The 8,593-nt window shown below is 62.6% G+C and carries 5 protein-coding genes and 4 pseudogenes; 4 read left to right on the forward strand and 5 right to left on the reverse strand.

Going from position 1 to position 8,593, the window contains the following annotated elements; genetic code table 11:
- The 3 genes and pseudogenes from JCM25143_RS13485 to JCM25143_RS24300 all read right to left on the reverse strand — a co-directional run.
- A pseudogene (locus JCM25143_RS13485) lies at positions 1-262 on the reverse strand (cytosine permease); the annotation flags it as partial.
- 112 nt (positions 263-374) lie between these two features.
- Positions 375-1,193, reverse strand: a complete 819-nt coding sequence (locus JCM25143_RS19740) for an SDR family NAD(P)-dependent oxidoreductase (protein ID WP_035371346.1) — start codon at positions 1,191-1,193, stop codon at positions 375-377.
- A 7-nt stretch (positions 1,194-1,200) separates the two neighbouring features.
- Positions 1,201-1,476 carry a hypothetical protein gene (locus JCM25143_RS24300; protein WP_234395278.1) on the reverse strand — a complete coding sequence of 92 codons (276 nt, stop codon included), beginning with the start codon at positions 1,474-1,476 and terminating at the stop codon, positions 1,201-1,203.
- Between JCM25143_RS24300 and gmk the strand changes: the two are divergent.
- The 4 genes and pseudogenes from gmk (at position 1,373) to JCM25143_RS13510 (ending at position 6,198) form a co-directional block, all read left to right on the forward strand.
- Positions 1,373-1,974: pseudogene (gene gmk, locus JCM25143_RS19745) on the forward strand (guanylate kinase). The gene JCM25143_RS24300 and the pseudogene gmk sit on opposite strands and share 104 nt — an antisense overlap.
- A 6-nt stretch (positions 1,975-1,980) precedes the next feature.
- On the forward strand, positions 1,981-3,426 hold the full coding sequence (rfaE1, locus tag JCM25143_RS13500) for a D-glycero-beta-D-manno-heptose-7-phosphate kinase (RefSeq protein ID WP_025861595.1): 1,446 nt from the start codon (positions 1,981-1,983) through the stop codon (positions 3,424-3,426).
- A 140-nt stretch (positions 3,427-3,566) separates the two neighbouring features.
- Positions 3,567-4,648: pseudogene (locus JCM25143_RS19750) on the forward strand (AGE family epimerase/isomerase).
- Between the two features lie 50 nt (positions 4,649-4,698).
- Entirely contained in the window at positions 4,699-6,198 is a 1,500-nt protein-coding gene (locus JCM25143_RS13510; protein ID WP_081773590.1) for a replicative DNA helicase, read from the forward strand.
- A 69-nt stretch (positions 6,199-6,267) separates the two neighbouring features.
- Here the strand turns inward: JCM25143_RS13510 and JCM25143_RS24305 are convergent, their stop codons facing one another.
- Both JCM25143_RS24305 and JCM25143_RS24310 read right to left on the reverse strand, forming a co-directional pair.
- Positions 6,268-7,620, reverse strand: coding sequence for a mechanosensitive ion channel family protein (locus JCM25143_RS24305; protein WP_234395275.1), 1,353 nt, complete (start codon positions 7,618-7,620; stop codon positions 6,268-6,270).
- Positions 7,551-8,593 (reverse strand): annotated as a pseudogene (locus tag JCM25143_RS24310) (DUF3772 domain-containing protein); the annotation flags it as partial. The pseudogene JCM25143_RS24310 and the gene JCM25143_RS24305, both read right to left, overlap by 70 nt.

Here is an 8,593-nt window from a genome sequence, read left to right on the forward strand (position 1 = left end):
GAGGCCTCCATCTGTGTCAGGCCGGTGGGTGGCCGATGGCTGCGGCCAGGGCAACAGGCAGTGCTCCGATCAGGTTGCCCAGCAGCACGGCGGCCACGCCCGCGCGGAAATCTAGCCCGAGGCTGACCAGCAGCGCGCCCGTTACCCAGCCGCCGGGGCCGAGATTGGGAGAAAAATGGCTCCAGAACACCCGGTCCATTTTCATGGTCTTGAGCGCATCCGGCACGGGCTGGCTGACGGAGGCCGCCGAAAGTTCCTCCATCCAGCCCCCGTGGGGCGTATTGGCGGCAGCCTGAACGGGTGGGGGAGTATCCTGAGTCATGCGTGTTTCCACAAAGCGCGAGGAGCAGAGGCCCGGTGTGGCCGGTTTCGGTTCAGGAAAGGTCGGGCTCGGGCATGCTGCCCGGAGCGCCCGTGGGCTGGCTCGTGTAATAGGCCTCAGCCACGCGGGGGGGCAGAAGGTCCATCAACCGTGAGCCCGCCGCCAGCCAGCGCGGAAAGGTAATGCGCCGCTCGTTACGGCCCAGCCCACGCAGGATACGATGGCACGCCGTGTTAACGTCTGTCAGCCCCGGCATGGAAAAGCGGTTGCCCGCGACCATGGGTGTATCCAGAAAACCACAGACGACAGAGCTGAGCAGAATGCCCTCGCGCCGGGCGCTGGAGCCGCTGGCGACCATAAAGCGGTCCACTGCCGCCTTGGCCGCGCAATAGGCAGGCGTGCCGGGAAAAGACACAAGCCCCGCGACCGATGAAATGGCGCAGATCCGCCCGCGCATGCCATCGGGCTGGCGTGGTTGGCGGCGCATGACATCCATGGCGGGCAGCACGGTGTTGAGCACGCCCATCAGATCGGTTTCAAAAATCCGGCGCACCTGTTCGGGGGGTTCATGCGGGGCCTGTATCGTGGCGCTGGGTTTGCGGGTGCCCCCGGTAATGCCCGCACAGGCCAGAACCAGATTGAGCGGCCCCGCCTGATGCACCCACGCTTCGATACGCGCGCGGTCCGTTACATCCGCCAGAAGGGTGGAGACCTCGGCCCCTTTTGCCTGACAGCGTGCGGCGGTGTCGTTCAGGCGTTCGGCGCAGCGCCCCCCCAGCCAGAGCCTGCGACCGGGGCGTGCAAGCGTGAGGGCCAGCGCCTGACCCAGTCCAGAGGAAGCGCCGGTAATAAGGGCAGAAGGATGGAGCATTGAAAAATCAGTCTTCAGCATCGTGTTGCGGGCTGTGGCGCAGCATGGCGGCTTCTGGCATGAAGGGGCAAGACCGGAAGCGCAATACGGTGGCATACCGAGGGAGCATTGAGGGGAGCATGGAAGGCGGCATGGTGGAAAACGGAGCAGACTGTCCGGCAAAAATAAACCGCAGGGGTGTGTGTTTTGTCATATCCGCACCCTCAGGGGCAGGAAAATCGACTATTGCCAATGCCTTGCGGGCTTCGGACACACGACTGCGGCATTCCGTATCCGTGACCACGCGCCACCCCCGGCCGGGCGAGAAAGAGGGTGTGCATTACTACTTCCGCAGCATGGAACAGTTCGAAAACATGGCCGCGGCGGGGGAAATGCTGGAATGGGCGACCGTGTTCGGGCGCGGCTACGGCACCCCCCGCGCTCCGGTGGAGCAGACGCTCGCTGCCGGGCATGACATGGTGTTCGACATCGACTGGCAGGGACACCAGCAGATCAGGCAGCGTTGCCGGGCGATGTGGTGAGCCTGTTCGTGCTGCCGCCTTCCATGGCCGAGCTTGAACGCCGCCTGCATGGCCGGGCCTCAGACCATCCGGACGAAATCGCCCGCCGCATGGCCGCCGCGCGTGACGAAATTTCGCACTGGCGCGAATTTGACTACGTGATCGTCAACACCGAACTGGACCGCGCCATAGCCGAGGCCCGCGCGGTGCTGACAGCCGCCCGTCAGGCGGTGCCCCGTCAGGCCGGGCTGGTGGATTTTGTCGGCACCTTTGGGGTCTGAAATCTGATGGATTTTTCCGCCATTACTGTCCTGTGCGTGGGCGATGTCATGCTCGACCGTTTTCTGTACGGTCGCATGGAGCGTATCTCGCCCGAAGCGCCGGTGCCTGTGCTCCTGCTTGATAACCGGCGCGAAATGCCGGGCGGTGCGGGAAATGTCGCCAGCAACATTCTCTCGCTCGGCGGGCGGGCGGTGCTGGTAGGGCTGACCGGACAGGACGAGGCCGGGGCCACACTGCGTGGCGCGCTGGCCGACAGGGCGGGCTTGCAGGATGCAACCTGCGCCAGTGCCGTGCGCCCCACAATCTGCAAGACCCGTTTTATCGCAGCCCACCAGCAGGTGGTGCGGGTGGATGAGGAAAGCCGCACCCGCCTTGCTACGCAGGAGGCTCAAAGCCTGTGCGCTGCCATAAGTGCTCATATGGCGCAGGTGCAGGCGGTTGTGGTGTCGGATTACGGCAAGGGTGTTTGTGCGCCCGCCGTGCTGGAGCATCTCTTCGCGCAGGCGCGGCAGTTTGGCGTGCCGGTTTTTGTTGACCCCAAAAGCACCGATTACAGTCTGTATCGCGGGGCTGCGTGCATTACCCCCAATGCGCGTGAACTGGCGGCGGCCTCGGCCATGCCGGTTGAGAGCGAAGCGCAGGTGGAAGCCGCCGCCCGCACGGTTATGGAACAGGCCGAGGCACAGGCTATCCTCGCAACCCGTTCTGAAAAAGGCATGATGCTGGTGCGGCGTAATGGCCCGGCCCTGTCCGTGCCAGCGCGCGCGCGTGAAGTGTTCGATGTCTCTGGTGCGGGGGACACCGTTATCGCCACCATGGCGCTGGCGGTGGGCTCGGGCATGAGCTTCGAGCAGGCCATGCGTGTGGCCAATGCGGCTGCGGGCGTGGTGGTGGGTAAGCTCGGTACGGCCACAGCGGATATTGGCGAGGTTCTGCGCGAACTGGATGATCAGGAGGCACCGGGCGAGGGCGAAGGGGCCATGGCTCCGCTGCTTTCTCTCGAGGCCATGCGTGCGCAGGTGGATCGCTGGCGGGCGCGCGGGCTCAAGGTCGGCTTTACCAATGGCTGTTTTGATATCCTGCATCCGGGGCATGTCAGCCTGCTGGCACAGGCCCGTGCCGCGTGCGACAGGCTGGTGGTGGCACTGAACACGGATGCCAGCGTGCGCCGCCTGAAAGGCGAGACCCGCCCGGTCAATACGCTGGAGGCGCGCGCGACCGTTATGGGGGCGCTGCGGATGGTGGATGCCGTTGTTGCCTTCGATGCCGATACGCCGCTCGAAACAATCCGTGCTCTGATGCCCGATGTGCTGGTGAAAGGGGCGGATTACACGCCTGAAACCGTTGTCGGGGCGGATCTTGTTCTGGGGGCCGGAGGGCGGCTGGTACTGGCTGATTTGCGTCAGGGCCATTCCACCACGGCCATTATCGGGCGAGCCCAGACTCCGTGACGGGCATGGGTAACGCCCCTTCTGTATCGTCGCAGGGTGGGGGGGCGGCGCTCAGGGCCGTGCATGCGCGCTTTACCGACTGGCTGTTCGGGCAGGCGCTGCCATTCTGGGCAGATACCGGGTGCGATGGTGTTGTGGGCATGCCAGCAGCCCTTGGCGCACAGGAGCATCTGACCTGCGAGGGGGTGCCCGCGCACCCGGCTTTCAAGCGGGTGCGGGTGCAGGCCCGCCAGCTTTTTGTGTTCTCATGGGCGGCCCTGCGTGGCTGGCCTGAAGCCCGTGCCCGGGCCGATGCTCTTTTTGAGTTTCTGCTCAGGGCGCGCCGGGCCGATGGAGCTGGGTCTGCCGCCTGACGCGCTCGGGCGAGGTGCTGGACAGCACGGCGGATCTGTATGATCTGGCGTTCGTGGTGTTTGCGCTGGCGTGGTACGCAAGGCTGGACGGCGTGGGTGAGCCCCCCGTGGCTCTCGCGCGTGAAACCCTGCGCTGGATCGAAACGGAAATGCCCCGGCCCGAGGGCGGGTTTCTGAACTGCCTACCTGATGAGGGCGGAGCATGGCAGCAGAACCCGCACATGCACCTGTTTGAAGCCGTGCTGGCCCTGTACGATGCCACAGGGCAGGCCGATGACCTGACACTAGCCCACAGGCTGTATGATCTGTTCAGAACCCGTTTTCTTGACGCCACAACCGGGTGTCTGGGCGAGTATTTTCAGGCGGACTGGGCTCCGGCAGCGGGTGAGGCCGGGCAGTGGACAGAACCGGGGCACCATTTTGAATGGGTGTGGTTGCTCCACGCCTATACCGCCTGCAGCGGTGTCGAAACCCGTGCGGAGGCCGACAGTCTCTACCGCTTTGCCCTCGCACATGGCGTGCAGGATGATACGGCGCTGGTGCGCGATGCGGTCAGCCGCAATGGTCAGGTGCTCAGCAATGCCGCGCGCCTGTGGGTGCAGGGCGAGGCCCTGCGCGGTATCCTCAGCCATGACGCACAGGGTAATGCCTCGCTGGCTGCCCGCGTGGGTGAGAATCTGCTTGAATACTATCTGCACGGCCCCAAAGCCTGCCCCAGCGCGCAGGCCACATGGACAGACCAGCTTGACGCGCAGGGCCAGCCCGCGGCCGAACGTATTCCCACCAGTTCCCTGTATCATATCGTCACCGCGTATGATGAACTCGATCGGGCGGTGCGTGAGGGGGGGGCTGAAAAGACCCCCGCGTAATGACGGCGGACTCTTACGGGGGGCGCGGGAAATCTGCTATGGTTGCAGGCATGAACACGACCGAAGCCGACCAGCAGAAAGAAGAAGGGCCTCTGGCTCTTGGCCTGCGCCAGCCCCCCGCCAACATAGAAGCCGAGCAGGCGCTGCTTGGCGCCTTGCTGACCAATAACCGTGCCTATGACCGGGTTTCGGACTTTCTGGCCGCCGAGCATTTCGCTAACCGGGTAAATGGCCAGATTTTCGAGGCCATAGCCCGACGGGTTGAAGCCGGGCAATTGGCCGACCCCGTAACCATGCGGGCCGAGCTTGAACATTCAGGTGTGCTGCAAAGCGTTGGCGGCATGGGCTACATGGCCAAGCTTCTGGGCTCCATGGTGGGTATCATCAATGCGGGTGACTATGGCCGCGCCATTCATGATGCGTGGATACGCCGCCAGTTGATCGATATTGGCGAAACCGTCGTCAACAACGCCTTTGGCATATCGGGCGGGCTATCCGGGCCAGACCAGATCGAGGCCGGGGAAGAGGCCCTGTTCAGGCTTGCCACCGAAAAAGGCAAGGAAGGGGATTTTGTCTCCTTCAATCACGCACTGGCCGGTGCGATCGAGGTTGCGGCAAAAGCCTTCGAGAATGATGGCCATGTTACGGGCCTGACCTCGGGCCTGCGGGATATGGACAAGAAAACCGGTGGCCTGCACCCCTCCGATCTGCTGATTCTCGCAGGGCGTCCCGCCATGGGCAAAACGGCGCTGGCAACTAAAATGGCCTTTTCCGCCGCCCGCGCCATTATGGAAGACAGTTCCGACAAGGGCGGTAAGCCTAAAGGCAGTGTCGCTATTTTCTCGCTCGAAATGTCGGCCGAACAGCTTGCCACCCGTATCTTGTCTGAACAGGCCGAAGTTTCGGGTGAGCGGATTCGACGGGGTGATATCGGGCAGAAGGAATTTGACCGCTTTGTGCGGGTCAGCCACGAGCTGTCATCCCTACCGCTGGTGATTGACGATACCCCCGCCATCAGCCTTTCGGCCATGCGTACACGCTGCCGCAGGCTTAAGCGCACGCAGGGGCTCAGTCTTGTTGTGGTGGACTATCTCCAGCTCATGCGCCCGTCAGTCGGCACCCGTCCTGAAAGCCGCGTGCTGGAAATTTCTATGATTACACAGGGGCTCAAGGCCATTGCCAAGGAGCTTGAGGTTCCGGTGCTGGCGCTGTCCCAGCTCTCGCGTCAGGTTGAAAGCCGCGAGGACAAGCGGCCCATGCTGTCGGACCTGCGTGAATCCGGCTCGATCGAGCAGGACGCCGATGCGGTGATGTTCGTCTACCGCGACGAATATTATCTCCAGCAGCGCCAGCCCAAGGAAACAGCCTTTGATTCCATGGATAAATATCAGGCGGCTATGGAAGATTGGCAGCGCCGTATGGGGCTTGTCCATAACAAGGCCGAGCTGATTCTGGAAAAACAGCGTCATGGGCCTACCGGCACCATCAATCTGTTTTTCGAAGGCGAATACACACGCTTTGCCGATCTGGATACCATGCACGACCATTAAGGGCGTGCCCTGTAAGCCCTGTCTGTAGTCATGCTCTACACAAGACGACAGACAGGGTAAGGGTGTTTTTCAGCTTGCTGGTGTTTCCGTGTCGCGTACCAGTAGTAACTGCCGTGATGCGACGGCAATCCCCTGTTCATGAAAAGCCTGCCAGAGCGCGCGCAGGGCTACGGGTCTGGCCAGCTTGATTGTCAGGTCGGCCCGTGCGGTGGCGGTGCCGGTCAGCAGCACGGAGCCATCTTCTACCGAGGTCATGTCCACCGTAACAGGGGCCATGCCATCTACCGCGTCGCAGGCGGTCAGTGTATCGGCCATGACTTGCATTGCCCGGTCGAGATCGGAGGTGAACGGCAGGTCGAGTGTTACAGTAAACACGCCGGGTTTCTGAGCAGCCGTTGCGTTCTTGACCGCTGAGGTAATGAACTGCGAGTTCGGCACGATCATGATGGATTTGTCGTCCAGCAGGATATCGGTCGAGCGTACGCTAATCCGTCCGACCTTGCCCGTTACCCCAGCGATCGTGACCGTGTCTCCAACCGAGACAGGGCGCTCAGCCATGAGGATGATACCGGAGACGAAGTTCTGCACAATGGATTGCAGGCCAAAGCCGATCCCCACTGACAGGGCGCTGACAACCCATGTCAGGCTTTTGACCGTAACCCCCAGCACCGACAGCATGGCCAGCCCGATGAGAATCCATGCCGAATAGCCCAGAATGCCAAGGATGGATGCCTGAGCGCCCGTATCCAGCCGGGTGGTGGGAAAGAATTTCTGGCTGAACCAGCTTTTGACCAGATTGATGACATAGTGCCCGGCAATCAGCAGCCCGACACAGAGCAGCACGGCGTTGAGCGAGACAAAATGTGTGTCGGCATTGGTCTGGCCGTTGAACAGGAAACCAAGCTGCGTCCAGACCTGCGAAGGATCGAACCCGCCTCCCGAACTCGCGACAGCAAACAGCACTACCAGTAAAAGCAGGTTGATCGCGCCGGGAATGAGCACGCTGATCTGGTTGACCAGCCGCGCCGGTATGCCAAGTGCTGTCAGGCGCTGGCCCAGACTGCCATGCGCGCACAGTGTTGTAGCGCAGAGCGTGCTGGACAGGAGTGAGACCAGCAGCAGGCCCGCCAGCGTGATGCTCATCATGCTCAGCCAGGAGATGATGGTATAGGCCAGTGGAATATAACCCGAAAACACCGCCAGCCAGCAGACGATTGCAACCGTCATGGCCAGACTGCGCAGCAACTGCGCAAGGGGCGGGTTGTCTTCGTCTTCCGTATTGGCCGTTACCCGCAACTCACGCGGGATGGCAAACAGTAGCGGGCTGACAGCCAGCGTAAAGGCAGCATCCATCAACTGCACGGAAAGCAGGGATAGGCCGCTATGGGTATCCATGTAACGCAACGCGCCGCGCACAAGCATGGCCCCGGCCAGCCATGCAGGGAACAGGCGCAGGTTTCTGGCCAGTTCGTCGGGTATGGTGAAAACCCGCCATTCCTTCGCGCGGGAAAACAGGCACCAGCCAGTTCCAGCACAAAACCGCATAAGGGGGCCTGTGTCGCCACCATGTCGGCCAGAACAGCCAGATCACCCTGTGCCGCCGGGTTGTCGAAAGACAGGATATTCCACAGGATCTGGCACGAAAAACCCCATGCCGCCGTGGCTATGGCGGCACAGGCGAGCGTCGCGGTAATCGGGCGCAGGCGGCCAAAAGGCACAAAGCGGCTCACCAGCCTGCGCACCGGGCCGTGGCAGCACAGCCACATGGCCATAAGCAGGGCCGTACCCGCAATCCCCCCTAGCGTGATGAAGACGCGCGAGCCGCTAAAGGCAACGCCTGTCAGGGCTACGGTCTGTTGGGCCAGTTCATGCAGGTGGGTGCTGTCCTGCCGGAACGCCCCCGCCAGACCGGACCAGAAATTGATACCCAAGGGTGAGGGAAAACGCTGCCAGAGTGTCGCCTGCTGAATGGCGCTCCCATGCTGGCGCAGAGCGCTGATAAGCTGCTGGGCTTCGGCCTGATACAGCTTCAGCCGCATCATGCGTGCATCCACCTCTTTCTGGCGGCGTGTCAGCGTGTTGCGCTGCTCGGTAATGGAGGCGGCCTCGGCTGGGTCGCCCGCGGCTGGGGGCTTGCCCAGAATGTCCAGAAAATTCTGGTACATGGCGTGGTAGGGCTTCAGCCGTGTCATCAGTGTATCGGCCTGCGTAGCCACAGCCGTTGCCCGTTGCAGCAGGGCGGCCAGATCGGCGGAGGTATGGCCCGTATCGTGGTCCTGCAGGCCGGTATCGTAAATGGTGCGGATTTCCGCTTCCATGTCGTCCAGCGTCTGGTCAGGTGCGCTGTTTTCCGCGCGGGCGATAAAGGCGCTGGCCAGCCCGCCGGGCACATTGC

The sequence above is a fragment of the Acetobacter papayae JCM 25143 genome (genome assembly GCF_000613285.1).
Lineage (GTDB): Bacteria > Pseudomonadota > Alphaproteobacteria > Acetobacterales > Acetobacteraceae > Acetobacter > Acetobacter papayae.